Source organism: Paenibacillus sp. TAF43_2 (assembly GCF_052113545.1).
Taxonomy (GTDB): Bacteria; Bacillota; Bacilli; order Paenibacillales; family Paenibacillaceae; genus Pristimantibacillus.
In genome coordinates, this window is the sequence record NZ_JBFRDK010000006.1 from 44,478 (window position 1) to 70,677 (window position 26,200).

Genomic DNA, 26,200 nt, shown 5'->3' on the forward strand with positions numbered 1-26,200 from the left:
TCCTCCTCCGCAACCTAATTATGAAATTTCACAAGCTCATCAATTTGTACTGCGAGTCCCGTCTGGATAGAACGGTTCGCTGCAATACCCGTTAGAATCGATCTTGCTCCATCAATATGATTCGCCGCCCTATGGAATGGGTCCTCTACAGGCGTTCCAAACAGATCGTTCAGCAATACCGGATCACCGCCGCCATGACCGCCAACGCCTTCCTCTACCTCAACCACGTAAGGAGCTGCAAACATTGGAAATACTTTAATCGACTGCTCTTTCAGCGCGCCCTCATCTGATTTCTCGCCGCCGGAATTCACATACGATTGTTCCACGATATTCATCTCGATGCGTCCTTTTGTTCCATTAAATGCGATGCGGTAGCCTTCCCATGGCAAATATGCGTTTAAGGAGTAAGTTAAGATCGCATTGTTTTTGTAGCGGACAAGCACGCCCATCGTATCTTCAATATTAATGCCGTCACCGAACACGCTTTGATCGCGGCGGTAGCCGTCCTCATGCTCCGCATCCAAATACATCGCTTTCAAATGATCATTTTTGTCCAAATGCAGCGCAAATGGATCATTCTCAGCCAGCGGATTTCCCGTCGCGCGCTCATAAAATTGCGTCTCCCCGCGCTGCTCTGCATTTTCGCGACCATAGAACAAGAGATCACCAAAGGCAAATACCGACTCCGGCTGCGAGCCGATCCAGAAGTTCACGAGATCAAAGTGATGCGTCGATTTATGAACCAGCAAACCGCCGCTGTTCTGCTTGTTGCGATGCCATCTGCGGAAATAATCTGCGCCATGCTGCGTATTCAGCAGCCACTCGAAGTGAACAGAGGTTACTTTGCCGATTGTACCATTAGCAATCAGCTCTCTTGCTTTCGTATGATGCGGCGCATACCGATAGTTGAACGTCACACGCACATTGCGGCCCGTCCGTTCAACCGCATCCAAAATTTGCTGGCATTTTTTCTCGTCTACCGTCATAGGCTTCTCGGTTACGACATCACAGCCAAGCTCCAGCGCACGAATAATGTACGTATGATGCGTCCGATCCATGCTCGTAACGATGACCGCATCCGGCTTCTCCTGCTCAATCATTTGTTCAAATTCATTTGACTTGTACGTTTTTACAGCCTCATGGTTATATTTATCAACTAATATGCGATTCGCATAGTCCATCCGAGTTTGGTTAATATCACAAAAAGCGAGCAGCTGCGACGTTTCTCTGAAATCGGTTGCAAGAGCACCGTAGAAAAATTCTGCCCTGCCGCCGCTGCCTACCAATACATACCGTTTTTTTGCCATACTCATTATTCCTCCTCGATTCCAATTACCTTCATATTACTGCATGATAGTGATATAATTCTCTGCATATCCTGCTCTATTTCGATCAAACACCGCTTATTTTGCGATAAAATCAAAAGGAGTACATCCCTAATGAGCATCCAGCCCGACATCTACAGCTTTGGCTCTATAACCGACCTGTACATTGAGTATACGAAGCGGACAGCACCCTACACGATGGAATACAATCACTACCACGACTATTATGAAATTTACTATATGCTGTCAGGGCAGCGGATTTATTTTATACGTGACCGTTCCTATTCAGTCGAGCAAGGCGACCTCGTCTTTATTTCGAAGCATGAGCTGCACAAAACGATGCAATCCGGCGATGCTGCTCATGAACGAATTATCATACACTTTGATGATGCCATGTTGACCAAATTGGCAGGAGCGCATGCCAGCTTCTTATTGACGCCATTTGAACAGCAATCCCATATTATTCGTATGCCTATGCAAGAGCAGCTGGCGACAGCACAATTAATGAGTAGAACGCTCTCAGAGATCAGACAGCAGCCTGCTGGCTTCGAGCTGTTTCCTGCGTTTGCCGTAACGGAGCTTCTGCTGACTGCAGCTAGACATATTCAGCAGCATGAGCCAGTGCCTCTGCACCACGCCACTCCCATGCATGCCAAAATTTCAGAGGTTATCCGCTACATTAATGCTCACTTTGGGGAGACGCTTCGGCTTGACGAGGTCGCAAAACATTTTTTCATCAGTCCTTACTATTTAAGCCGCATGTTCAAGGAGCTGACAGGTTTTACCTTCTCCGATTACATCACTCTGACCCGCATGAAGGAAGCGCAGCGTCTGCTTCGCGAGTCCGATAGGAGCATTACCGATATTGCCGCTGCGGTTGGCTTCGATAACTTCTCCCACTTCGGAAAAACCTTTAAAAAGATAACCCGCATATCCCCGCGTCAATATCGGAAGCAATATAGGTAAGAGAATTTAAGCGAAACAAATTTTTGTCGTAATTTCATACAAATTTGGTCATTAAATTACACTAAAAATAAGCATAAAACTATGTTAAATTATAGCTGTTGTCATAAATTTATATATGCAATGCAAATTCGCTAATAGATGCCCAGGGAGAGATGAACCTATGATTCGAATCGGTAAAATCAGTTATTGGCATGTACACGCATGGGATTATACGAAACAAGCTCAGGAGCACCCTGGTACGGAAATCGTTGCTGTATGGGACGAAATCGCGGAACGCGGTCAAGCAGCTGCCGAGAAGCTTGGCGTTACTTTTCATTCCGATCTTAATGAAATGTTGAGTCGCGATGATATTGACGCCGTTATTGTTGACGCTCCAACTTTCAGACACCAAGAGGTTATCGTAGCAGCGGCTAAAGCCGGCAAGCATATTTTCACAGAGAAAGTTATTGCCCCGACTCTTAAAGAAGTAAATGTTATACTAGATGAAGTAGCTAAAAATAATGTAAAATTAACTGTATCGCTGCCTCGTCTAAATGACGGCTATACACTGGCGATTCGCGATATTTTGTCACAAGGCGTACTTGGAAAAATCACACTCGTTCGTGCTCGTCTCTCACATAACGGAGCAACAGCGAACTGGCTGCCTGAACACTTCTACAACCTAGAGCAATGCGGCGGCGGTGCTTTAATCGATTTGGGCTGCCACCCTATGTATTTGACTAGACTTTTCTTGAATGAAATGCCAAAAGAGGTTTCTGCTCACTTTGGTTATGTGACTGGCAAAGAAGTAGAAGATAACGCAGTTGCGATATTGAACGCGCCATCTGGAGCAATCGGAATTGTAGAAGCCGGCTTCGTTAACAATCATTCACCATTTACGCTTGAGGTGCATGGAACTGAAGGAACGCTATTGTATGGCAATCCTGAGAGCCAGCTGCTGCTTCGCACTTCTACACCAGGAGCACAATCATCTGAGCAATGGACGGCACAAGTGATTCCGCCGAACAGAGAAAGTGCATTTGACCAATGGGTGCAGCACATCGAGAACAACACGTCCGCTGACGAAAATGTAAGCCTTGCCATTGACTTAACAAAGCTGATGGAAGCTTCAAACCGTTCTGCTAATGAGCACCGTGCAATCCGCATCGATGAGCTGAGCGAGTAATACTACACACATAATTTGAACGACTCCAAGGAGTGATCGGCATGCCTAACTTCCCGTATGAGGTCATGCATGAACGCCAGGATGCGCTTGAACGCCTGGAGCTGTGCATCAGATGGGGACCCTACGACATCCATGTACTGCGCTTCCATCTGACGCAATTTCCTCCCGGCAGAATGATTGGATTTCATAAGCACGCGGAATATGAATTTCACTTCATACCGCAGGGCAAAGGAAAGGTCATTATTAGCGACCAGGAGTATGCGTTAAAACCTGGCATGCTTTATTTAACCGGACCTGAGATCATGCATTATCAAGAAGCAGACCCGCTTGAAGCGATGGATGAGCTTTGTCTGCATGTCGATATCATTGATCGCACCGAGCAGAATAACGGCGAGGATGTTCATTCCTATGACGACTGGGAAGCTGCTGAAGCGCGAAATTGTATCGAGAAGCTCAAGGCGCTTCCACTCTATCCAACAATGGATCTTCATCAAGCGATGCCTCGCTTTCTTGAAGCGTATCAAGCTTGCAACGATAATTTTGTCGGCAGCTATACTACCATTAAGCAGACAGTTATCCAGATTTTAATGCGAGCGGTTCGTGCTTATGAAACAGCAAGTGAACAGAAGCATTTTCCAACGCGGGATATGAAGGCTTATCGTTATCGACTCGCCTTGGAGTATATTTACGCTAACTATGACGGCTTCATCACGCTTGAGGACGTTGCGGACAAGCTTAATTTAAGCTCTCGGCAAATTCAGCGATTATTCAAGGAGCTTCATCACGGACATACATTCAGCCGTATTCTTGAAGACATCAGGCTAGCTGTCGTATGTCGTGAGCTGCTCGAGAGTTCGCATTCGGTGGAGAAAATAGCTAAGTTATCCGGCTTTGCCGGCGGCAACTATTTACACGCTGTATTTCGCAAGAAATTCGGCGTCACTCCTTCCGAATATCGCAGGAATGCTCGTCAAACCGTTTCTCAATAGAAAAAAATCATTATACTACTAGGAGGCTTTATAACATGTCTAAAGTATACAAACTTGCTATTATTGGCTGTGGCGGAATTGCAAACGGAAAACATCTACCAAGCTTGAAGAAACTTAAAAACGTTGAAATCGTTGCATTTTGCGATATCGTTGAACAACGTGCGATTGACGCAGCTGCTCAATACGGCGCAGAAGGCGCGAAAGTATACACGGATTACACGGAGCTGTTGAACGATTCTTCCATTGAAGTTGTTCACGTATGTACGCCAAACGATTCACATGCAAACATTGCCATTGCTGCGCTTGAAGCTGGCAAACATGTTATGACAGAAAAGCCTATGGCAAAAACAGCTCACGATGCACAACGTATGGTTGACGCTGCTCGCCGTACTGGCAAGAAACTTACTGTTGGCTACAACAACCGTTTCCGTCCAGACAGCCAACACTTGAAAAAATTGTGTGAAGCTGGTGAGCTTGGTGACATCTACTACGCGAAAGCGCATGCTGTTCGTCGCCGCGCAGTTCCAACTTGGGGCGTTTTCCTTGACGAAGAAAAACAAGGCGGCGGACCGCTTATCGATATCGGTACTCACGCACTTGATTTGACGCTTTGGATGCTTGACAACTACAAGCCAAAAGTAGTGCTTGGTACTTCTTACCACAAGCTTTCGCAACGTGAGAATGCTGCTAATGCATGGGGCCCTTGGGATCCTGCAAAGTTCACAGTTGAGGATTCCGCATTTGGTATGATCGTTATGGAAAACGGCGCTACAATCGTGCTTGAATCCAGCTGGGCACTTAATACACTTGAAGTTGACGAAGCAAAATGTACGTTGTCTGGTACTGAAGGCGGCGCGGACATGAAGGATGGCCTTCGCATTAATGGCGAGAAGCATAGCCGTCTATTTGCAACAAAGGTTGATCTGAATGCAGGCGGAGTTGCTTTCTACGATGGCAAAACAGAAAGCGATGCTGATCTCGAAATGAGAATGTGGCTGAAAGCTATCGAAGAGGACACTGAGCCTGTTGTTACACCAGAGCAAGCTTTTGTCGTTTCTCAAATTCTTGAAGCGATTTATGAATCATCCAAAACCGGCAAAGCCGTATATCTATAAGCTATACAAAAGGAACTGCCTCGCTTGGTCTATACAGACCTTGCAGGGCAGTTCCTTTTTTTATTCTCCTATTGAATTACTCATTAACGAAAAACGAGGCCAATAAAATGACAGGAGCATTATAATCAATCGCGTATTCATTGCTGGAATAAGAACCTCTTACGTCCAAATAGGCCATGGCAGGTGCAAGACTATCCTTGACCGCATCCAAATCAGGATCTCCTCCGTAACGATTCGGACCTCCAACGACTAAACCTGGAATCAATACTCCAGTAGCTGCATTAATGCGGTGATGAGGCTCCAGCGGGTATTGACTGCCTATTCCCGTCACATAACTAAACCCCGTTGCGCTGCGGCCAAATACATGGTGCAGCTGCTCAAGCGCAGTAGCTCTGAAGCTAGCTTCTTCAGGCTTCATTAGGTTTGCAATCAGAAGGATACAGCCATAAGCAGCTCCGGATTTCACCGATGCCCACGTGTATTCCTCTGCGTTCAATAGGTTGAAATAGCCGTCTGCTTCGGATCTTGCAACAAGCTCCTTCGCTCGATCAATTACTGCTGTACGAATAAGCTCCTTCCACTGCTCATCGGCTTTCTCCGCACGATAGTACGCCCATTGACCAAGCAGCTGGGCATTCGCCCAGTTGACCGCCTGTGGGGAGCTCTTCAACAAATAATCAAACCGACTAGTCAGCACGTCGCTATAACTGCTATTTCCCGTAGTGCGAAACAGCTCAGCAAGTGCCCACATCCTCTCTTCTGCATCGGTTTGCTTGCCATATCCGCCAGAGCCGTTATCCTGCATCGGATCCTGCCGGAAAGCAGCGGCTTCGTTTGCGCTCAAGTAACTCTGTGCTTTCTCAGCCGCAGCTAACAGTCGATTTGAAAATTTTTCGTCGAAGGGTTTATATAATCGGGACGCCAGCGCTGTTGCACCCGCAAATTGAGCGGTGCCATACGTCGACAAACCATATACATAACGAGTTTGTGTATCCGTATCTGGCGTAACAAATCCAGTCCAAGCGGAGCCGCTCACTTTATGATAAACCGCACCGTCTGCACGCTGCATGCGCAGCATCCATTCCAGCTCATAACGCACCTCTTCCAAAATATCAGGAAGCGAGGAATTAGCAGCCTTTAACCCTTCAGGGAACTTAAGCTGTTCCGCAGGAAATGCTTCTGGATTGATGTCGTATGCGAGCAGCAGCTGAGCAACTGTAACAGCTGCAGGAGGTATGTATTTCCCATAATCACCCGCGTCGTACCAGCCCCCGGATACATCTATGGGATCACCTTTATGCGATACCCCATCATCAAAGAAGATCTCTGCTTGCGCATCTTGTAAATGCCCCGCTGTCTGCTTCAGCTTCGTAATCGGATCGTCGATCGTTACGCCCGAACGCTGCAATGTATAAGATCTGAGCAGCGTAGCGAGTGCATCATGATATGGAGCATCTCCAATGACAAAAGGATAAGAACTGCCCGCCCCAGCTACCAGCAGCTTATATTCTCCAGCCGTTTGGAAGCTGGAGAAATCCGCTCTTCTTACTGTCTTTTGTGATGCTGCATCCGCAAGCGGCTCAGATAAGCTGCCCGTAAACATCGTGTTGCCATTGCTGTCTACTAACGAAAATTCCGCTCCGCTTGGCAATTCACCCTCCACGATGGCAAACTTCGCATGCGCTGTTCCATAGCCTACCTGATCCACCTTCACTTGTGTTCCTTGCTTAATTTCTGGCTGCGAGTCAGGTTCCGTTGCAATTGGCAATTCAGCATTGTTTATTGGGGCATTTCCTTGTTCCTGCTGCTTATTCAATGTATTCCCGCCTTCTGACCCTGATAACAGTCGAAATGATATCGTCACGACTAACAAAAGAATAATGATTCCGCCTATGACATACAAAGAACGTCTGCGTATACGCATCAGTCACCGCCAATTTTGATTTTGCTGCCTTATAAATTCATAGGAGCGCCATTATGATCAATAAAAAGTGCATCTGCTTCCGTTTTCCGCTCGACGATGTTCAAGATGCCAGCTGCAGATACTGTCGCATCTCCTGGCGCTTGCTCGCCTCCCATATCTGTTTTGATCCAGCCGGGATGAAGCGCATGAACAACAAAGCCTTGCGGTGCAAGCTCGTTTCGCAGCTGAGCTGAGAACATGTTCAGAGCAGACTTAGACAGCGCATACGAATAGTCGCCGCCATAAGCGCCTGTGAAGCTTCCTGCTTCCGAGCTAATATTAATGATGCTTTGCCGCTCTCCTTGACGAAGCATAGGCAAAAAATGCTTGAGCACGACGATCGGACCAAAAAGATTAGTCTGGAACGATTGCTCTACTTGCTCCAAGTCGAGCTGCTCCAGCTTCTGGTCCCGTCCCAGCAATATCGCTGCACTGTTTATAACCGCATCCAGACTGCGAACTCGGTTTTCCGCTTGCTCGGAAGCGTAGCGAACCGAATTCTCATCCGTAACATCAAGCGGCAGGATCGTTACTTGATCTGGAAATTTCGAAAGCAGCTCTTGCAAGCCCTCTGCGGATGATCCCGGGCTGCGAACCCCAGCTAGCACATAATGCCCTCGTTCGCACGCTTCACTAGCAATCGCTAAGCCAAGACCTCGATTGGCGCCTGTAATTAATATGTTCATACCGCTCATTCCTCCTGTTCATTCATCGCCTATATTGGGAAGCTCGTTATCGCATCATTTACTTTTTATCGTTTTCCAGAAGCTCCAGCATGATCTTCAAATTTTTAAAAGTATCCATATAAGCGTATCGTCCGCCGGTATACTCTCCCTTTTGAACCAATGCCATTCCGTTTTTCTCCATGGACGCTACAATTTCTTTCATGCCGTCAACGACAAACGCGATGTGATGCGGGCCTTCACCATGCTTGTCGAGATGCTCTCTCCACGTACTAGGATGTTCATCCGGCTCGATAAGCTCAAGCTGCAAGGAACCCATATCAAAAAAAGCAAGCTTGGCGCGAGCCACTGACGATTCACCATTGTATTCCGTTTGTGCTTTATCTACCGTGTCCGTCCAAAACCAATTCGGCTTTTCTATTCCAAAAAAATCGGCATACGCCTGCGACGTTGTATCAATATCATGAACTAATAGTCCAATTTGAGTTACTGTACGTGTTCCAATCAAGTTTTTATCCATGCCCGTTTCCCCCTGTAGATTGATTTTATCGTTATAAGTGCTGTAAAAGCCGTATAATCACTATTCAATATCCGGATGCTCCAATTCATTGTAAATCCTTCACCTACATCCGCATTCCCCCTCTCACAAAGCTACAACACGTGAACGCGTGTTCATTCGAAAGTAAAAAATAATATGCAGTTCAAACCTGACATTAGAAGCCATTATGCAAATCATAACGACCTCTAACTACGTAGGCTTTTGTCTTAACTATGAATCTTCCCTTGCCCTTTGACAGGAATCACGGACAACAAGCTCCGTGCTTGCCGCAACCGGCTGATAGTCGCCCGAGCCATTCTCAATGCTGGAAATCAAGGTTTTCGTTAATTTGTCCATCATGTCTGCAAAATCAACCCGAATCGTCGTTAATGCCGGACTGGAATGCGCACTCAATATATGGTCATCAAAACCTACGATCGATACATCCTCCGGCACACGAATACCGGATTCCTTCTGTGCTCGAATAGCTCCGAATGCAACGCTGTCATTTGCCGCAAATATCGCTGTCGGCAGCTCCATCTTGGATTTCATAAATTCCTTAATCGCCATGTAGCCGCTTGATTCGTTAAAATCTCCCGGCAGCATCCACTGCTGCACGAGCGGTAATTGATGCCTTGCCATCGCTGCTTGAAAGCCGCGCCACTTGGATGGTCCAGAGTATCTATTCATGTCTCCGTTAATCATGCCGATTCGCTTATGGCCCAAGCTGACTAAATAATCAATCGCTTGCCCTACACCCGTTTCGTTGTCAAAGTTGAACACAATACGATTGGATTCGGTTCGTCCTGGCAAGTGCTGATCCACGATTGCCACCATAAATCCTTCGGCTATAAGTTCTTCAATGAGCGGTTCATGATTTGCTGCTCCAATGAACACGCCTCCATCGATTCTGCGCTGATAAAAGCTCTCCTTAATCGTACGAGCCTCATTCTGATCTTTCATATCGTGAACGATATGAGTCAGCACATAATAGCCATGCGAAGAAGCGTTTTCAATAACCCGCGCAAGCAGCAAGCTTGAAATGCTGTCGCCGGATACTCGCCCGGAATCGGCCATAAACAAACCAATCGTTCGCGTGCGTTTGCCTGCCAGCACCTGCGCGGATAGATTAGGGTAATAATTGTATTGCTGAATGACCTTCAATACCTTTTGCTTCGTCTTCTCAGGAACATTCGCATAATTGTTAATAACACGACTGACCGTGCTTCTGGAAACACCTGCTAGCTTAGCAATTTCAGTACTATTAATTTCCTTGCTCAATCCTAGTCCCTCTTTCCGTAAACACGCGTTTATGAAAATATGGTACCAATGTTCCGAAGCGCTGTCAATTCATAATTGCAAGCTGCTTTAAAGATATTAAAATAGAAGCAGCCTCAAAGGTTTCCCTGAGGCTGCTTCTTATATAAAAACAGCTAAGTCGAGGCTGCGGCCAGCTGCTTGGTGTATGCGTGACGATCCTCATTGAACAGCTGACCACGTGCGAATTGATCTACGATTTGCCCTTGTTTCATAATGATGATACGATCACTCATTAAACTGACAGCCGAAATATCATGCGAGATGAAGAGATATGATATGCCAAGGTCTTCCTTTAGTGAGGAGAGCAGCTTCAGTATCTGTGCCTGCACGGTTACATCAAGGCTAGAAGTTGGTTCATCACAAATGAGCAGCTTAGGCGCCAGACTTATGCCACGTGCAATTGCAACTCGCTGTTTTTGTCCGCCGCTCAGTTCATGCGGGTATCTATCCAAATGCTCAGCCTGCAAGCCGACCAGCTCCAGCAGCTTTAACGCTGTTTCTTTACGGGATAAACCTATATTGCCCAAGAAGGAAGGCCTTACCTCCTTGAAGTTATCTAGCGGTTCCATAACAGACCGCCAAATCGGCAAACGTTCGTTCAAAGCGGCTGACGGGTCCTGAAATATAACCTGAATATGCTTCCTCATCTCACGTAATTCCTTACCCTTCAAGGAGAACAACGATACCCCGCTGAGCAGTGACTCGCCGCTGTCCGGCTGCTCGAGCGCAAGCAGCAATCGGACAAGCGTGCTTTTTCCGCTTCCGCTTTCTCCAATGACTCCTAAACATTCATCTTGATAAATGGTAAGGGATACATCACGTAATGCATGTACTATTGTGCCGTTTTCCTTATACGTTTTGCTTAAATTAGCAACGGACAGAAGCTTTGTCATTTTTGTCACGCAAGCCCTCTCAGCGGGTATCGCAATGAAAGCTCATCGGCCGCCATATTCTGATGAATACGTTCAATATCCATTAAATTCGGTTTTGCTTCAAGAAGCATTCTCGTATAAGGATGGCTGGCTTCATGTCCTATTTCATCCGTACGATCAATGTCGAGGAGTTGTCCATATCTCATAACGGCGACGGTATCCGCCCGCTTTAACACATTTCGAAGATCATGTGAAATAAGCAAAACGGCACAACCCGTCTGCGCCTTCATCTGGGCAAGCAAGTCAAGTACACGCTCGCCTGCCAAAACATCCAGTGCTGTCGTTGGCTCATCTGCGATTAGCAGAGCCGGCTCCAGCATCATCGCCGACGCCAGCACTGCACGCTGAAGCTGTCCGCCACTCAGCTGAAAGGGATAACTTTCATAAACCCGCTCTGCCTGTATCCCAGCTTGCTCAAGCCATTCTAGCACCACTTGCTTCGCCTCCTTGCGCGTACAGCTGCGATGGCTGCGCAATGTCTCCGAAAGCTGATTGCCTATTTTGATAAAAGGAGTAAAGCTTCCTTGGTAATCTTGGAAGACAAAGCCGATTTTGTCGCCGCAAAGCTTCCTTCGCTTTTTTTCCGGCAACAGGCTAATGTCCTCACCGCTGAGCAAAATACGGCCTTCCGTCATCTTAAGATGATGAGGCAGCATGCCAAGCACAGCGTTTGCAGTCACGCTTTTTCCACTTCCGCTTTCGCCTACCAGCGCCAATGTTTCACCTTGATTTATTTGTAATGTCAAATCCTTCACAAGCAGTCGATGCTCCTTGCCTTTGTCTGCACATATGTACAGATTTTCGATTTGCAACACGGCTTGGTTCATTGCATCTCACCTCCGCTTAGCTTAGTACTGTTAATGGCTTCTAACATCAAACCGATCGCGTACGCCCTCACTTATCAAATTACATGAAGCCACGACGAGCATAATCGCAAGTCCCGGGTAAAGCATGAGCGAAGGATTCGACTCGAAGTAAGGCCTTCCGTCATTCAACATCGCCCCCCATTCCGGAGACGGAGGTTGTGCGCCTAATCCTACATAGGAGAGCGAAGCAATAATTAAAATAATTTTTCCGATGTCGAGTGCCGCAAGCACGATGATCGGCGAAATGATATGAGGCAGCAGATGACGCCAAATCAATTTCCAGCTGCTGCAGCCTGCTGCCCGAGCCGCGAGCACATAATCCTTCTCCCGCTCAGACAACACAATACCGCGAACAACACGAGCGTAATTAATCCAACTGACAACGACAATGGATATCATCAAGTTTTTTAGGCTGGGACCCAGAAAGCCGGTAAATGCGATCGCCAAAATAAACTCAGGAAATGCGCCGATAGCATCTACGATTCTCATTAAGACGATATCAAACTGCCCGCGCTTATAACCAGACAGCAGTCCGATTGGAATACCAATGATCATTGCGGCGGCAAGCGTTAGCGCGGCAATGCCTAATGTTGTCTCAGCACCAACAGCAAGTCTAGTGAAAAGACATCTTCCCAAATGATCCGTTCCGAGCGGATACTGCCAGCTTGGCGCCAGCAGACGCTCAGATAAATTGACAGTCAGTGGATCATTTTGCCAAATAAGCGGCTCTATCATTACGATCACTACAAGGAGCGTAAGCATAGCAATTCCAATAACAGTCAGCGGGTGATTGCGAATGGAACGGTTTCGCTTCCAGCTAGTTTCATTAACATTTACATTCGTTATCGTCGGCCTCACAGCGGCTTCTCCTTCCGAATACGGATACGCGGATCAAGAACTCCATAGCTTATATCGACGAGCAAATTCACGCTGACAACAAGCAGGCCCATCAGTAATACAAAACCTTGAACAATAGGATAATCGCGCTCGAATATAGCAGATACAGCCATCGTTCCAAGTCCTGGCCAAGAGTATAGCGTCTCTGTGACGACAGAGCCTGCAAGCAGGCTGCCAATGCTCATCCCGCAAACGGTAATAATCGGCAGCAAGGCAGCACGCAGCGCATGCAGTGACATTACCCTCCATTCCGATATACCTCTAGCACGAGCAGAACGAATGTAAGGCTGCGACATGCTCTCCAAAAGACCAGCGCGCAGTAAACGTGAATATTGCGCAGCTAAACCAATTCCTAACGTAAGTGAAGGAAGAATCATATGCAGTATGCTGCCCTTGCCCAGCATCGGCAGCCAGTGCAGCTTGTTAGCAAACAAGTAGATAAGTAGAAGTCCCAGCCAAAATAACGGCATCGAAGCACCGATTAACGAAAAGATTCGGCTAAAGTGATCTGGCAGTTTTCCTTGATATTTTGCAGACCATATTCCAAGCGGAACCGCAATAAGCACCATAAAAAATAAACCGCCTGCAGTAAGCTGTAGAGTTGAAGGAAGCCGGTACAAAATTTCATCAAGCACCGGCTTTCCTTTCATATAGGAATAACCCAAATCTAATTGCACTAATTGCAGCAGCCACATGCCATATTGCAAAATAACCGGCTTGTCGAAACCAAGCTCCTTGCGCAGCTCCTCTTCATCGTCTTGCGTTACCGTTACGGTATCCGCTTCAAGCATCAAGAGAACAGGATCGCCCGGTGCCAGCTTCATCAATATAAAAGTTAGTAAGGATAAAAAAAAGAGCACGAATACGAGCTGCAGCGCACGTTTTTTGACCATATACAGCATTACTTCACATCCAGCTGGTTTGTAATAATGTAGTACTCCTCAGGACCAGGTTTCCAGCCTGTAACACGGTTATTGACGCCAACGATGAGATTTGGATAGACGATATAGGAATGTATCACTTCGTCCATCACAACCTTTACTGCCTCTTGTGTAAAATGGGCTCTGCTTGCTAAATCATTCGTTGCGTTCAGCTTGTTCACAGCTTCGATAATGGAACTGTTCTCATAGTGAGTACCATTCAACGATCCGCCCGGCATGAGCGCCGCGTTCAAAAAATAGCCGCCGTCGCCGCGCGGAGCCGACAAATTACTATATGTAACGATGTCCCACTGTTTATTTTCACGAATATACGTATCTGCATTTTCTACGGTTGAAATATGGATGTTGATCCCTATTTTTGCCGCATCGGACTGCAGCAGCTGAGCAATTAACGAAAGCTCTGGACGAGCGCTGTACGTTGCCAGCTCAAGGTTAAGCTCCTTACCGTCGCTCTCCATTTTGCCGGCACGGTTTAGCGTAAACCCCGCTTCCATAAGCAGCTTCTGCGCTGCAGCAGAATCCGCCTCCCTAACTGCCTCTTTACTGCCAAAAGGCAGGCTGGAGTTGAATGGGCCGTTCGCGGGTGTCCCATTTCCCAGCATGATATCGCGTGCTACACTTTCGCGATTAAGCAGCAGATCGATCGCTTTGCGAACCTTAATATTTTGCATTAAAGGCTTTTGTTGGTTGTATAACAAGAAATGAACCCGTAATCCAGCAATAGATTCTACGTGAAGATTGTTATCCTTCTCGATACTGGAAACAGTCTCAGCAGGTACCGAATAGACGATATCCGCTTCATTCGATTGCAAAGCGAGCGCTCGCACGTTGCTATCCTCGTTAAATTTATATACCACGCTGTTCACTTTCGCTTTGCCGTCCCAATAGCCGTCGTAACGCTTTAATTCCACTTCAATGTTCGGTGTAAATTTCACCACTTGGAAAGGCCCAGTCCCCACTGGCGCAAGATTAAAAGCTTCTGTCCCCAACCCCTCTTCCGCCGCTACACTTATAACCGATGCGTACGGATTTACCAGCTCTGAAGGCAAGGAAGGATGTGGCTCGCTCGTTATGATTTTTAGTTCGTTTCCGTCCGCCTCCATCGCCTCAATCTTTAAAGAGCCTGCAAGCACCTGACTCGCAGCGATGCCTCGCTCAAAAGAAGCTTTTACCGCCGCCGCATCCAGTGGTGTACCATCTTGAAACGTAACCCCTTCACGAATGGTAAACAACCAGGTTACATCGTCGATCGCTTCCCATTTTGTAGCAAGCCAAGCCTTTAACTCTAACTTTTCATCCATACGAACGAGCGTCTCCACAATTCCGGCACGCAGCGTTTCCCAGCTGTTATGCGGGTCTAAGCTTGCTGTTTTAAAATTGCGTATGACCGTAATCTGTTTTATGGCTTCTCCCCCTTCTCCTTTCACCGAAACCATTTGATTTTCATTTTTTCCGCATGCAGCAAGCATTGCCGTACATAGCAAGACTGACGCCAGCAAAGAAATATACCGTTTCCTCGTTTTAAATAAGGATATCACTTTAATTCTCCTATTCTATTAAGCTTCTTGCCGTTATTGAATCGCTGAGTTCATCTGATCATTCATTGCATTCGGAAATTCATCAAGAAAAACGTTCCAGTCGAGCGGCAGCTCCTCGTCTCTCAGCAAGCAGCGGTCGAGCGATTCGGTCAGCTGCTTACGATTCATCGCAATGCCGATAAGTACAAACTTGTTAACACGATCACCATATTCCTCGTGCCATACGTTTGCCAGCTCCGGGTCTTCGAGCAATAATTCTTCTCGTTCCGCATCCGGCAATGCAGCAGCCCACAGACCAGCTGGTCCAAACTGTATGGAAGGCCCTGCTTGGCTCAAGCTTTGTGCATAGTTGTTGCGAGTCGCCAGCCATACGATACCTTTGGCCCGAACGACTTCCTCTGGCCAGCGCTCCATCCAAGCTTTAAGACGCTGCGGATGAAATGGCTTCGCACGTTCGTATACGAAGGAGGATATGCCGTACTCTTCCGTTTCAGGTGTATGTGATGGAGCTTCCAATTCCTTTATCCACCCTGCTGAACGACTAGCTTCGTCAAAATTAAATAACGACGTATTCAAAATTTCTTTCGGATTAACTTCGCCTTTGGAAGTTCGAATAAATTTGGCGCGCGGCTGCATGGTCCGGAGCACCCCTTCAAGCTCCGCCAAATCCTCATCATCAACAAGATCGCATTTGTTCAAAATTAGCACATCGCAAAACTCGATCTGATCTATCAACAAATCAACTACCTCGCGTGTATCGTCTTCTCCAACGGCTTGACTGCGATCAAGCAATGTTTCGCCTGATGCATAATCATGCCAGAAGCGATAAGCATCAACGACCGTTACCATACAATCCAGCCTGCAATATTGTGTTAAATCAATTCCTTGCTCTTCATCGATATAGGAGAAGGTCTGAGCTACGGGAACTGGCTCACCAACACCCGTTGATTCAATCAGAATATAATCAAAGCGATTTTCTTTCGCCAAGCTCTCTACTTCCTTAAGCAAATCTTCCCTAAGCGTGCAGCAAATACAGCCATTGGACATTTCGACAAGCTTTTCTTCTGTCCGTGACAAGCCGCCCCCATCTTTAATAAGACTAGCGTCTATATTCAATTCACTTAAATCATTTACAATAACAGCGACTTTCAAGCCATCGCGATTATGTAGGATATGATTCATAATCGTCGTCTTGCCAGCGCCCAAATATCCGCTCAATACAGTTACAGGCAGTTTTTTAACAGTCATCATTGGCACCTCCGGTTAATTTAAGCTTTCGTTTAAACGTAATTATTACGATTATATAGCAAATAAAAAGCGCACTCAATTAATAGTAATCATTACGCTTAATGAGTATAACGATATTTCGCTAACTCGTCAAGATCGTATTCATTACAATTAAACAACCATGCTTTTTGTCCCATTTATCGTTTTTCCATAAAAACCAAACTTAATTGAGCATTGATTAATTTTGTTTGGAATATCTCATATCCTGCTTTTTTATAAAGCTGAATGTATTATTTCCCCCATCCGAATACAATCTATATCCGTATTATCATTTACCACGACTAGTTTATTGCTGTTCGGCTCCAATAGCTTGAAAACTTGCACATTTTCCTTCTTTTTATGATTATAGTTCTACGCGTACATTCTCCATAACATAGAAAAGATTTGTTTGTAATTCTCTTTTTCTAAATCCAAGCTTCTGTACAATAAATCTTTTTTGCACGAATGCACACATGCGAGTCCACCTACTTTATTCAAGTTCATTCTCTCTATCCTTCAGTCATATCCGCCTTCTGCTTCTGGCAGTTTCTGATAGGCTTCCTTCCCTGCAACGATTTGATGAATGAACTGTCGCAGTTCCAGCAATTGTTTTGCATCCTTTGTTAACTCGCAATATTTCTCGGTCCAAGTAAATGTCTTTGATTCCCCGTTTATACTAACTTCCCAGCTGTCTTCCCCGTAAGGAGTCCGTTCACACCCTATAGCAGCAGGCTTTAAGTTTTTTGTTCCCATTATATTTATTTCTCTCATTTTCTCATAAATGCTGCGCATCTCTTCTGTCGTAAACGCAATTTTTGCAGACGCAGTCCCGTTCATTACTAAATCCTTTGTAGCTGTATCTAGAAAAGTATTAATTTCGTTTTTGTTCACTTCGCTGTATCCGTAACGCACCATGAAATCAAAATCACTTGGCATTTCTTTAGGCATATTGTTTGATTTTATAACGATATCATTTGTTGGTTGATACTGATCAACAGTGTTTATCTCTGCACTCGTCCCCTTGCTGCAACCACTTGCGATAACTGCAAATAGGAGTAAAACTGAGCATAAACGTTTCATTTTAATGCCCCCCAATTAAATTAATGCAATGTTAAAGACGTAATTGGGAGATATTAGTTGCATCTATCCATCTTGTTCCTTTGTGAAACTAATCATATCCTCGCGCCTCGCTAAGTGTATGATTACTATACAAAAAAAGCCGATGACCCCTTTGCTTTGGACTCATCGACCTATTATCATTGGGCTCTCTCTGCACTACACATTAACATTATAGGAGAGCTGCAGTTCATCCCCTGGCAGGCCGCGAATGCCCCAGTTATATTTTGGAGTTTCAAAAATTGTTATTTCGATATCTTCAGGAGAAATATGCAATTGTGCTTGAATGTGATCAAAGAGCGAACGAATAAGCTGTTTTTTGGAATCGATGGAACGACCTTCAAATACGCTTATTTCGATAATCGTATACGCCTCGGTCCGTCCAGGAGCGTAATAAAAATCTTCTTTCTCCATTGCGAAAAAACGATGAAACTTCTTATCGAGCGGCATCTTAAATACATCCACTACACAGGAATGAATAACTTCTGATAATTGTTGTTTTATCGGATTTAATTGATCCTTAAGTCCAAAAACTTTGACCTGAGCCATTCTACTAATCACGCCTTTCTTATTTCAATGATTGTTAGTGTAATCTTGTATTTTTAGTAAAATTATAGCACATGCAATTAGAGTAAATCTCCTATGTTGAGCCAAACCAAGCATGGCTTAGCAGACGAATGCCTTCTTCAATATCATCCTCGCTCATTCCGCCAAATCCAAGCCATACAAATGATGCCGGACAGCGCTCACTATCCATCCAATGTACATTCGGAGAATACACCTTAACCCCATTTTCTGCTGCCCGTTCGATCAGCTGGCCGCTTTCTCTGTCCTTAACATCAAGCAGCAAATGCAGTCCTGATTTGCTCCCAATGACACGTACACGATCACCCATATACAGTGAAATCGCAGCAACTAAAGCTTTATGCTTCGCTTGATAAAGTCTTCTCATTTTGCGTATATGCCCAGCAAAATGTCCGCGATTCATAAACAAAAACACGGCCTGCTGAATGATAGGTGATGCAGGCTGACTGTAAACGGAAAATATCTCATCCCGCTTTTCTAGCATGTTTGTTGGCAAGACGATATAGCTTAATCGGGCCGCAGGCAAAAATGATTTCGAAAATGTCCCCAAATAAACGACACGTTCTCCTGAGTCCAATGCTTTAAGAGAGGGAATCGGCTGGCCAACATATCGGAACTCACTATCGTAATCATCCTCGATAATGACAGCGTCGTTTTGGTTTGCCCACTGGAGCAGCTTCATTCGTTTCTGTACTGACATCACCATGCCTAATGGAAATTGATGTGATGGTGTCACATACACTGCATTGACATTGCTTGATTGCAGCTCTTCTATGTTCAAGCCATCAGAATCGACCGAAATGGGCGTAATTTCGCAGCCATGATTTTTGAAAATCGTTCTAACGCCATTATAGCCGGGTTCTTCCATAGCTATGTTTTGCCCCCCTAGAGACAAAAACTGCAATAACATGCTTACGGCATGTTGTGTTCCTGAACAAATGATAATTTGATTCGGGCTGCACGATACTCCCCGAGATTGAAATACGTATTTTGCAATTTCTTCCCTAAGCTCCTCTTCTCCTTGTGGATGTCCATAACCCAATATTCGATAAGGGTCTCCATTTAAACCATCCGACAAACATTTCTTCCATATCTTCATCGGGAAACGATGCCATTCAATATCACCATAGTTAAAATCATACCGATACCTTTTCCAATTAATATCCTTAGTGGAGCTTACTTGAATTGAATCTCGATTGGTATTCACTTCCTCTAGCGGCAGCACTCTTAACCCATTACGGCTTTTACTATCCACATACCCTTCTGCAAGCAGCTGCTGATAAGCAGCTTCTACAGTGTTTTTGCTAATCTTCAAATAGTGCGCCAACTCACGAATCGATGGAAGCTTAGTACCTTCAGCCATTAATCCAGATTCAATTTGATCCTTAATATACGTATACAGCTGCGAGTATAAAGAATGTTTTCCCTGCTTATCGAGTAAAGGAGTAATCTCTATCATATGCAGCACCTGACCCCATGAAATATTCGGAATCTGCCCCTTTTCACAGGGACAATTGTTCATTACTATTACATTATCATAAAGACAAAGGGTGTGCCTAACTATGTTTCCCGTAAGATTACAGAAAAGAGAGTGTACTGATCAGGGTAAAATTCAATCTTTTTTGTTAAACGCAAAAACGGGATTCCTTGGCCTATCTGCCGATGGAATCCCTTACGTTGTTCCGTTAAACTTCACTTGGCTGAACGACACTGTTTACTTTCACGGTGCTGCTGAAGGGCGGAAAATCTCCTATATCGAGCAAAATCCAGAAGCTTGTTTTACCGTAAGCGAAGAATATGGAACATTAACTGATCCCGTACCTGCTCATACCGATACCTCTTATATGAGCGTTATGATTTCTGGGCAAATACAGTTTGTTAATGAAATAGATGAGGCTGCAAAAGCTATGCAAAGCATGCTGGACAAATATGTGCCTGGCTACTATAAACAACCGTTGTCAAAATCGCATTTGGAAAAATATGAATCATCCTTGGGGAGTAAAACTAAAGTATTTAAATTAATAGCAGCTTCCATCTCTGCGAAAGAAAACGAGAAAGTAGAGAGCGCTATGTTTTATCCAGGTAAAACGGTACACAACGATTTGTAATAACGGTTAGACAACTAAAGAAATCATCATTACCGATGAGCAATCGTCAATTGGAACTTTTGCCTTGAACCGCCTTCGGGACCGTTTGGAATCGATTCCTCCAAGGGAATGAAACCAAATCTCTCATAAAGGCGCCGTGCAGGCATCCCATCTGGAATATCATCGCCAAATGTTGTGACTGTTATTTCTGAAGGAACATCAACAAGCGTTAGAACATGATTCAGCAATGCCGATGCCACGCCTTTATTTCTTGCTTTAGCGGAGACAGACAACCAGCCGATTTTGTAGCTTGGGGCATTAGATGTAGAAAGCAATAGTCCCCCTAACAGGCTGCACCCTGGCGAACCATCATTTTCCCGCACGCAGAACGCGCGATTTTGATGGATATTTCTCTCTAGTGCCAGAACAAAGTTTGGATCATCCACCATTGGGCCAAAGAGGTACTCCACCTCGGCAGCCAGCTCTAACCAACCATTTATATCTTCTAATGTTGCGATTACGACATTCATTTATTATGTCTCCCTTTAACTGCTTCCTGAACAAAAAACCGAAAGATAGACACTTTATAAAAAAGCGTCTTGTCTCTCGGGTTTTTGCTTATCTATCTATTTTATTCTAAAGCATTCTGCTTAATAACGATATAAGTGGCGATCTTCCTTTTCACGAATCCATACCTGCATGAAGCCCGCATCTCGGTTATCCCAAGCATAATAAGGAACAAATAAACAAGCGCTGCCTTCAGCCACTTTTCCTTTGAGAACAGTCACGCCGCCAAGCCATTCTGCTCGGTGCTCAATGAAAAGCGGGTCATGTGCTGCAATAGAAAACTCATCATAGGATAGCTCCGTATTATCAATCTGCTCCATGCAGTACACAATAGGTCCGCGCTGCAGAGCAATTCTTCCAATGTTAGCCTCCACCTCCGGCCGTGACCGAATAACTTCAACCGGCATATCCAGCTCTAATACAATGGAGTCTCCCGGCGTCCAGCAGCGATTCAGTACGAGATAACCATTTTCGATCTTTCCTTCCGATGGCTCCAGCTGCTCCCCTGGAAGCGATAGCTTATATCCTCTGCACCAGCCAGGAACACGAAGCCGGATCTCGAACGTTTCCGCTCGATCCAAGCTTACCGCAACTTCGATTTTTCCATCCCAAGGATACGCGGTTGCCTGCCTAAGTTTGACGGTTGTCCCGCTCTTAATTTCCAAAGCAGTTTCTCCGTTCATGTATTGATTGACGACTACTCCAGCATCCGTAGCAGCATAAGCATATTGTCCAATGGATGGTAAAAATCTAACCAGGTTAGTCGGGCAGCAAGAAGTGCCAAACCAATCCACGCGGTGATGCTCGCCCTTTGATGCAAGCGGATTGACGTAAAAAAATTTGTCGCCAGACAACGAGATTCCGGCTAAAGCGCCATTGTACATCTCACGTTCTACAACATCGGCATATTTGGCATCGCCAAACAACAAGTTCATCCGGTGATTCCAAAAAACCATAGCGATCGCCGCACAGGTCTCGCAGTAAGCCGATTCATTCGGTAGATCGTAATCATGTGTAAAGCCTTCATTATGCTGAGATGGCCCGATGCCGCCTGTCACATACATATTCCTTTCAACCGTATGCGACCAAACGCGGTGCAGCGCATCAATATACGTCGGATCACCGGATGCATGCACGACATCAGCCATCGCGGTGTACAAATACATCGCTCGTACAGCGTGTCCTGTTACCTTCTCGATATCTCGAACAGGTACATCATCCTGGCAGTACGCAGGGCCCCATTCCTCTTTGTCCCAAATGGCGCCTTTACCATGACCATGGCCACGTTCTTCCAGCAGCCAAAGCGCCAGCTTCCAATAACGATTCTCGCTGGTCGTGCGGTAAAGCTTCACAAGCGCAAGCTCAATCTCCTCATGCCCCTCCACCCAGTGCCGCTTGCCAGGGCCAAATACGCGATCATAATGATCAGCCAATTTGCATGCTACATCCAGCAGCTTCCGCTTGCCTGTCGCTTCGAAATAAGCAACCGCTGCTTCAATTAGATGGCCGCCATTATACATCTCGTGTTTTTCCATATCCGACCATTTGAGTTCAGGCGCTTCAAGCGTGTAATACGTACTTAAATATCCATCTGCCTCCTGCGCCGCAGCTATGAGATCGATAATCCGATCAATCTCTGCTTCCAGTACTGGATCACGATCCGTCATAAGGGCATAAGCGGCACCTTCAAGCACCTTATACACATCGGAGTCGTTATAATACATCCCTTCAAATTTGCCTTCCAGCAGTCCGCCTGCTATTGCAAAATTGTCAATTCGGCCTGTCTCCTCGCATTTGTCTAAACATGCCTTCATCGTAATATTTTTGAGAACCTCCAGCCGCGGCCTCCAGAAAGCATCATCGATCTCAACTTTCGTAAAAGGCACGTTTTGCCAGCCTTTTATCGCCTTCGTTTCAGTTAATGTCATGTCTAACCATCCTTTCATCGCTAATTGTTATCCTTTCAATCCCGTTAACGTAATGCCTTCCAGAAAATAACGCTGGCCGATTAAAAATACGAGCACGCAGGGCATAACGACAGTTGCTGAAGCCGCCATGAGCAAATCCCATTGCGCTGTATAGCTGCCTTGAAACATTTGCAAGCCAAGTGCTAGCGTAAAGCGGCTGTCACTCTTCAAATAGATAAGCGGCCCCATGAAGTCATTCCATGAACCTAAGAAGGTAAATAGCGCAACGACGATAACAGCCGAACGGCTAAGCGGCATAAGAATACGCCAGTAAATTTGAAAATAATTAGCCCCGTCAACAAAAGCAGCCTCGTCAAAGTCACGCGGAATCGTCATGTAGAATTGGCGAAGCAGGAATATATTAAAGATACCTCCGCCAAAGAACGCAGGAACGATAAGCGGATAGAACGTATCATAGAAGCCCAGCGTTTTCCATCCGAGAAAGCTAGGAATTAGCGTAACCGCAGCAGGCAGCATCATGCTGGTCATGAGGATTGCAAAAATCGTGTCTCTGCCCTTCCACTGAATACGAGAGAAACCAAAGGCTGCGATCGTACTCGTCAGCACAGTTCCGATAATAACGCTGAACACAATAATAAGCGTATTTTTGAAAAATTGTCCGAAAGGCAGCACAGTAAGCGCTCTCTCGTAGTTATCCCATTTAAAAGGATTTGGAATCCATTCCGGCGGCATAACGAAAATTTGCGACAAATCCATCACTGAGCTTCGAATCAGCCAAACGAACGGAATGATAAACATAACTGAAATAATAATTAGGGCCGCATAACCTGCTGTCAGCTTGAGTTTGGACTCTCTCATGATTTTTCCCCCTCGTAGTAAACCCAAGATTTCGAGGTTTTGAATACGATAAACGTAAAGAACAAAATAATGATAAATAGAATCCATGCCAGGGCAGATGCATAACCCATCTCTGTATCACGGAATGCTGTACTCCACAAATAAAACACGAAAAATAAACTTTTATTATTCGGCCCGCCCTGTGTCAAAATGTAGGCTTCGCTAAACACCTGGAAAGAACCGATAATCGTCATGATTGTATTAAAGAAGATTGTTGGCGTTACCATCGGGATCGTAATATGGCGCAGCTTATGCATCCATCCTCCGCCATCGACATCTATGGCTTCATAATACTGCTTCGGAATACCCGAAAGCCCTGCTAGAAAAATAATGACCGTGCCGCCTATTCCCCAAAGCGTCGTTAAGACAACAGATGGAATAACACTGCTCTCGCCAAACAACCAGTTGCTTGTCGGCAAATGAAGCCATGCGAGCACCGTATTAACTAAACCAAGGTCTGGATTTAGCAGCCACAGCCATATCATGGACGATGCAACCGCTGGAACGATACTTGGCAAATAAATAATGGTGCGGAACAACGATCTACCCTTTACATTCATATTAAGGAGCAGCGCCAGCAGAAAAGAGATGATGATGACAGCAGGTACCCGCAGAATAACAAAATAGAAGGTAACGCCTAGTGATTTATAAAATAAATCATCTTCACCTGAGAACAGCTTGGCGTAATTATCGAAACCAATAAATGAGGTTGTATCTTTGAACACGCTATAATCAGTTAAACTGAGCACCAAACTAGCAATCATAGGACCGAGCGTAAATATGATGAAGCCTAGTATGGCAGGAGCTGTAAACAATAACCCGTAGAATAACGCCTTACGCTCTCTTATGCGACTTTTTTTACTGACTGCTGGAATGGTTTGCGCAGGAATATCCATGCCCATACTTGCCTCCTATCCTAAGAAGACGGCGGTCTTCAGGAAGAACGCCGTCAATCTGACTATAGTTCTTTCTTTAATTGGTTATTGTACGTCACGACGTCCTTGAACCTGTGCTTGCGCTTTCGCAGCGATAGAATCCATTGCCTCTTGAGCGGTTTGCTGGCCTAACCAAACTTTATCGAGTGCTGGATTAACGATATCCATAATTTTATTAAAGTTTTTCACATAAGCGGTTGGTGTTGCATGGCTGTTGCTCAATACCATCTCAACGACCGCATCCTTGTAGCCCGATGGGCGAGAAGGCAGGTTTTCAGTCCATCTGGTTAGGTAAGATTCATCCGTGTACCACTCTTTATGAGATGGCATCCAAGTGCCGGCAGTTAGCAGCTCGATTGAAGCTTCTGGATCAATCAGCGCCTTCAAGAGCTCCCATGCTTCCTCCGGATGTTTCGTTGATTTAAACATCGAGAACATGCCAGAAACGACAGTCGTCATCGGCTGTTTCATCACGGGAAGCACGCCAACGTTAAAATTAAATTTGGATTGTGCCAAGCTTGTGCTTGCCCATTGACCATCAAATGCCATCGCTACTTTTTTGGTTTGCAGCGCAACGTTGGTGCCTGGTATATTTTTCGCTTGAACAGGTGACGGCGCTACATGATGAACATTAATAAGATCGGAAATCTTCTGAATAGCTTCAACAGCTTCAGGCTGGTTCAGAGCAAAGGTTTTGCCGTCCTCAGACAAGAAGTCTCCGCCATTTGAATAGATGAAGTTGCTGTATGCGCCCCACCAAGTTGGTACGTTGACTCCGAATTGTTTAATATTTTTAGGATCAAAGCCTTCTTCTGTCGCATTCTTGCCTTTGTTGTCAATCGTAAGTTTCTTCGAAACCTCTACGAACTGATCCCATGTCCACGCTTCAGAAGCTTTGGCTGGCGGAGGTGTTAAGCCTGCATCCTTAAATACATCTTCGTTATAAAATAAAGCAAAAGATTCTGGTCCAGGCGCAATACCGACTACATTGCCAGGCTCCGAGGAATACATAATGTTAGGAACGAGCCTATCCACAGTCAACTCCGTATCCTTATCAAGGAAATCCTGAAGGTTGACGAACTTTCCTTCTTCCGCTAAAGGAAAAGCGATCGTGCTGGACTCCATCATGGCAATATCCGGCTCATCGTTGCCAGCTACCATGGTCGTTAATTTCGTATCGTAATCCGCTGAAATGGCTTGGAAATCAACCTTAATATTGGTATGCTTAGCCTCAAAACTAGCGACTGCTTTCTTAAATGCTGCGATCTCATCAGGTGCGCCCCAAGCGGTAAGACGCAGTTTGATCGGATCTTTGGATACATTTTCACCGCTGCCTGTATTTTCGGTGTTGCTTGAGCCATTCGTTGCCCCAGCCTGAGAATTTTTGTTACCCGAATCAGACTTCGTGCAAGCCGATAATAAGCTGATTGCCATAAGCAGCACAACCAAGAGAACGGAAACCGATTTCCATTGTCTTCTCATATTCGTAACGAGCCCCTTTCATTTATCCATCTCATTGGCTCATAGCTGCAGTCTATGATGGTTTTATTGTAATCGATAGATAACGCTTTCAAAACCCGA

At 45.5% G+C, this 26,200-nt stretch carries 24 protein-coding genes; 5 read left to right on the forward strand and 19 right to left on the reverse strand.

What is annotated here, in order from left to right; translation table 11 throughout:
* Positions 1 to 14: 14 nt before the first annotated feature.
* Entirely contained in the window at positions 15 to 1,307 is a 1,293-nt protein-coding gene (locus tag AB4Z17_RS02665; protein WP_441957988.1) for a Gfo/Idh/MocA family protein, read from the reverse strand.
* A gap of 132 nt (positions 1,308 to 1,439) precedes the next feature.
* Here AB4Z17_RS02665 and AB4Z17_RS02670 point away from each other — a divergent pair, with 132 nt between their 5' ends.
* The 4 genes from AB4Z17_RS02670 (at position 1,440) to AB4Z17_RS02685 (ending at position 5,560) form a co-directional block, all read left to right on the forward strand.
* The gene (locus tag AB4Z17_RS02670; protein WP_441908862.1) at positions 1,440 to 2,291 is read left to right on the forward strand and encodes a helix-turn-helix domain-containing protein; all 852 of its coding nucleotides are present in this window, start codon (positions 1,440 to 1,442) and stop codon (positions 2,289 to 2,291) included.
* Between the two features lie 160 nt (positions 2,292 to 2,451).
* Positions 2,452 to 3,456, forward strand: coding sequence for a Gfo/Idh/MocA family protein (locus tag AB4Z17_RS02675; protein WP_430057532.1), 1,005 nt, complete (start codon positions 2,452 to 2,454; stop codon positions 3,454 to 3,456).
* 41 nt (positions 3,457 to 3,497) lie between these two features.
* Positions 3,498 to 4,445 (forward strand): AraC family transcriptional regulator, encoded by a 948-nt coding sequence (locus AB4Z17_RS02680; RefSeq protein WP_076267964.1) that lies wholly within the window; start codon positions 3,498 to 3,500, stop codon positions 4,443 to 4,445.
* A gap of 35 nt (positions 4,446 to 4,480) precedes the next feature.
* Positions 4,481 to 5,560 carry a Gfo/Idh/MocA family protein gene (locus AB4Z17_RS02685; RefSeq protein WP_076267965.1) on the forward strand — a complete coding sequence of 360 codons (1,080 nt, stop codon included), beginning with the start codon at positions 4,481 to 4,483 and terminating at the stop codon, positions 5,558 to 5,560.
* 76 nt (positions 5,561 to 5,636) lie between these two features.
* Here the strand turns inward: AB4Z17_RS02685 and AB4Z17_RS02690 are convergent, their stop codons facing one another.
* The 13 genes from AB4Z17_RS02690 to pdxR form a co-directional block, all read right to left on the reverse strand.
* Positions 5,637 to 7,484: a glycoside hydrolase family 9 protein gene (locus AB4Z17_RS02690; protein WP_441957990.1), complete on the reverse strand. Its 1,848-nt coding sequence runs from the start codon at positions 7,482 to 7,484 to the stop codon at positions 5,637 to 5,639.
* A 29-nt stretch (positions 7,485 to 7,513) separates the two neighbouring features.
* On the reverse strand, positions 7,514 to 8,209 hold the full coding sequence (locus AB4Z17_RS02695; RefSeq protein WP_441908860.1) for an SDR family oxidoreductase: 696 nt from the start codon (positions 8,207 to 8,209) through the stop codon (positions 7,514 to 7,516).
* A 58-nt stretch (positions 8,210 to 8,267) separates the two neighbouring features.
* Positions 8,268 to 8,726, reverse strand: a complete 459-nt coding sequence (locus tag AB4Z17_RS02700) for a VOC family protein (RefSeq protein ID WP_339207600.1) — start codon at positions 8,724 to 8,726, stop codon at positions 8,268 to 8,270.
* A gap of 249 nt (positions 8,727 to 8,975) precedes the next feature.
* Positions 8,976 to 10,025, reverse strand: coding sequence for a LacI family DNA-binding transcriptional regulator (locus tag AB4Z17_RS02705; protein WP_441957992.1), 1,050 nt, complete (start codon positions 10,023 to 10,025; stop codon positions 8,976 to 8,978).
* 152 nt (positions 10,026 to 10,177) lie between these two features.
* The gene (locus AB4Z17_RS02710; protein ID WP_441909081.1) at positions 10,178 to 10,957 is read right to left on the reverse strand and encodes an ABC transporter ATP-binding protein; all 780 of its coding nucleotides are present in this window, start codon (positions 10,955 to 10,957) and stop codon (positions 10,178 to 10,180) included.
* Between the two features lie 5 nt (positions 10,958 to 10,962).
* The gene (locus tag AB4Z17_RS02715) at positions 10,963 to 11,823 is read right to left on the reverse strand and encodes an ATP-binding cassette domain-containing protein (protein ID WP_441957994.1); all 861 of its coding nucleotides are present in this window, start codon (positions 11,821 to 11,823) and stop codon (positions 10,963 to 10,965) included.
* 30 nt (positions 11,824 to 11,853) lie between these two features.
* The gene (nikC, locus tag AB4Z17_RS02720; RefSeq protein ID WP_441957996.1) at positions 11,854 to 12,720 is read right to left on the reverse strand and encodes a nickel transporter permease; all 867 of its coding nucleotides are present in this window, start codon (positions 12,718 to 12,720) and stop codon (positions 11,854 to 11,856) included.
* Positions 12,717 to 13,661, reverse strand: coding sequence for a nickel ABC transporter permease (gene nikB / locus AB4Z17_RS02725; RefSeq protein WP_441908854.1), 945 nt, complete (start codon positions 13,659 to 13,661; stop codon positions 12,717 to 12,719). The genes nikC and nikB overlap by 4 nt, the downstream gene beginning before the upstream one ends.
* Positions 13,661 to 15,238 (reverse strand): nickel ABC transporter substrate-binding protein, encoded by a 1,578-nt coding sequence (gene nikA / locus AB4Z17_RS02730; RefSeq protein ID WP_441957998.1) that lies wholly within the window; start codon positions 15,236 to 15,238, stop codon positions 13,661 to 13,663. The genes nikB and nikA overlap by 1 nt, the downstream gene beginning before the upstream one ends.
* Positions 15,239 to 15,271: 33 nt before the next feature.
* On the reverse strand, positions 15,272 to 16,486 hold the full coding sequence (locus tag AB4Z17_RS02735) for a GTP-binding protein (protein ID WP_441909080.1): 1,215 nt from the start codon (positions 16,484 to 16,486) through the stop codon (positions 15,272 to 15,274).
* A gap of 534 nt (positions 16,487 to 17,020) precedes the next feature.
* Complete coding sequence (locus AB4Z17_RS02740) at positions 17,021 to 17,584, reverse strand: hypothetical protein (protein ID WP_441908852.1); 564 nt, start codon at positions 17,582 to 17,584, stop codon at positions 17,021 to 17,023.
* Between the two features lie 195 nt (positions 17,585 to 17,779).
* Entirely contained in the window at positions 17,780 to 18,169 is a 390-nt protein-coding gene (locus tag AB4Z17_RS02745; RefSeq protein WP_339207598.1) for a tautomerase family protein, read from the reverse strand.
* Between the two features lie 91 nt (positions 18,170 to 18,260).
* Positions 18,261 to 19,664, reverse strand: coding sequence for a MocR-like pyridoxine biosynthesis transcription factor PdxR (pdxR, locus tag AB4Z17_RS02750; RefSeq protein WP_441958029.1), 1,404 nt, complete (start codon positions 19,662 to 19,664; stop codon positions 18,261 to 18,263).
* A 103-nt stretch (positions 19,665 to 19,767) separates the two neighbouring features.
* Between pdxR and AB4Z17_RS02755 the strand changes: the two genes are divergently transcribed.
* Entirely contained in the window at positions 19,768 to 20,313 is a 546-nt protein-coding gene (locus AB4Z17_RS02755; RefSeq protein ID WP_441908850.1) for a pyridoxamine 5'-phosphate oxidase family protein, read from the forward strand.
* Positions 20,314 to 20,342: 29 nt separating this feature from the next.
* Here AB4Z17_RS02755 and AB4Z17_RS02760 read toward each other — a convergent pair whose 3' ends face one another.
* The 5 genes from AB4Z17_RS02760 to AB4Z17_RS02780 form a co-directional block, all read right to left on the reverse strand.
* A complete protein-coding gene (locus AB4Z17_RS02760; RefSeq protein WP_441958000.1) occupies positions 20,343 to 20,822 on the reverse strand; it encodes a GNAT family N-acetyltransferase in 480 nt (159 codons plus the stop codon).
* 120 nt (positions 20,823 to 20,942) lie between these two features.
* Complete coding sequence (locus tag AB4Z17_RS02765; protein ID WP_441958002.1) at positions 20,943 to 22,787, reverse strand: glycoside hydrolase family 127 protein; 1,845 nt, start codon at positions 22,785 to 22,787, stop codon at positions 20,943 to 20,945.
* 27 nt (positions 22,788 to 22,814) lie between these two features.
* Positions 22,815 to 23,645: a carbohydrate ABC transporter permease gene (locus AB4Z17_RS02770; RefSeq protein WP_076267977.1), complete on the reverse strand. Its 831-nt coding sequence runs from the start codon at positions 23,643 to 23,645 to the stop codon at positions 22,815 to 22,817.
* Complete coding sequence (locus AB4Z17_RS02775) at positions 23,642 to 24,580, reverse strand: carbohydrate ABC transporter permease (RefSeq protein ID WP_076268074.1); 939 nt, start codon at positions 24,578 to 24,580, stop codon at positions 23,642 to 23,644. Before AB4Z17_RS02775 ends, AB4Z17_RS02770 begins: the two co-directional genes overlap by 4 nt.
* 84 nt (positions 24,581 to 24,664) lie before the next feature.
* Positions 24,665 to 26,101, reverse strand: coding sequence for an ABC transporter substrate-binding protein (locus AB4Z17_RS02780; RefSeq protein ID WP_441958004.1), 1,437 nt, complete (start codon positions 26,099 to 26,101; stop codon positions 24,665 to 24,667).
* Positions 26,102 to 26,200 lie beyond the last annotated feature (99 nt).

Excerpts from the sequence above, each read along its gene's own strand:
- pdxR (WP_441958029.1), bottom strand. The coding sequence starts at position 19,664 with ATGATAGAGATTACTCCTTTACTCGATAAGCAGGGAAAACATTCTTTA.
- nikB (WP_441908854.1), bottom strand. The coding sequence starts at position 13,661 with ATGCTGTATATGGTCAAAAAACGTGCGCTGCAGCTCGTATTCGTGCTC.
- AB4Z17_RS02700 (WP_339207600.1), bottom strand. The coding sequence starts at position 8,726 with ATGGATAAAAACTTGATTGGAACACGTACAGTAACTCAAATTGGACTA.
- AB4Z17_RS02755 (WP_441908850.1), top strand. The coding sequence starts at position 19,768 with ATGTTTCCCGTAAGATTACAGAAAAGAGAGTGTACTGATCAGGGTAAA.
- AB4Z17_RS02695 (WP_441908860.1), bottom strand. The coding sequence starts at position 8,209 with ATGAACATATTAATTACAGGCGCCAATCGAGGTCTTGGCTTAGCGATT.
- AB4Z17_RS02740 (WP_441908852.1), bottom strand. The coding sequence starts at position 17,584 with ATGAAACGTTTATGCTCAGTTTTACTCCTATTTGCAGTTATCGCAAGT.
- AB4Z17_RS02715 (WP_441957994.1), bottom strand. The coding sequence starts at position 11,823 with ATGAACCAAGCCGTGTTGCAAATCGAAAATCTGTACATATGTGCAGAC.
- AB4Z17_RS02745 (WP_339207598.1), bottom strand. The coding sequence starts at position 18,169 with ATGGCTCAGGTCAAAGTTTTTGGACTTAAGGATCAATTAAATCCGATA.
- AB4Z17_RS02775 (WP_076268074.1), bottom strand. The coding sequence starts at position 24,580 with ATGGATATTCCTGCGCAAACCATTCCAGCAGTCAGTAAAAAAAGTCGC.
- AB4Z17_RS02780 (WP_441958004.1), bottom strand. The coding sequence starts at position 26,101 with ATGAGAAGACAATGGAAATCGGTTTCCGTTCTCTTGGTTGTGCTGCTT.
- AB4Z17_RS02760 (WP_441958000.1), bottom strand. The coding sequence starts at position 20,822 with ATGAATGTCGTAATCGCAACATTAGAAGATATAAATGGTTGGTTAGAG.
- AB4Z17_RS02770 (WP_076267977.1), bottom strand. The coding sequence starts at position 23,645 with ATGAGAGAGTCCAAACTCAAGCTGACAGCAGGTTATGCGGCCCTAATT.
- AB4Z17_RS02765 (WP_441958002.1), bottom strand. The coding sequence starts at position 22,787 with ATGACATTAACTGAAACGAAGGCGATAAAAGGCTGGCAAAACGTGCCT.
- AB4Z17_RS02680 (WP_076267964.1), top strand. The coding sequence starts at position 3,498 with ATGCCTAACTTCCCGTATGAGGTCATGCATGAACGCCAGGATGCGCTT.
- AB4Z17_RS02685 (WP_076267965.1), top strand. The coding sequence starts at position 4,481 with ATGTCTAAAGTATACAAACTTGCTATTATTGGCTGTGGCGGAATTGCA.
- AB4Z17_RS02735 (WP_441909080.1), bottom strand. The coding sequence starts at position 16,486 with ATGACTGTTAAAAAACTGCCTGTAACTGTATTGAGCGGATATTTGGGC.
- AB4Z17_RS02670 (WP_441908862.1), top strand. The coding sequence starts at position 1,440 with ATGAGCATCCAGCCCGACATCTACAGCTTTGGCTCTATAACCGACCTG.
- AB4Z17_RS02710 (WP_441909081.1), bottom strand. The coding sequence starts at position 10,957 with ATGACAAAGCTTCTGTCCGTTGCTAATTTAAGCAAAACGTATAAGGAA.
- AB4Z17_RS02690 (WP_441957990.1), bottom strand. The coding sequence starts at position 7,484 with ATGCGTATACGCAGACGTTCTTTGTATGTCATAGGCGGAATCATTATT.
- AB4Z17_RS02675 (WP_430057532.1), top strand. The coding sequence starts at position 2,452 with ATGATTCGAATCGGTAAAATCAGTTATTGGCATGTACACGCATGGGAT.
- AB4Z17_RS02665 (WP_441957988.1), bottom strand. The coding sequence starts at position 1,307 with ATGGCAAAAAAACGGTATGTATTGGTAGGCAGCGGCGGCAGGGCAGAA.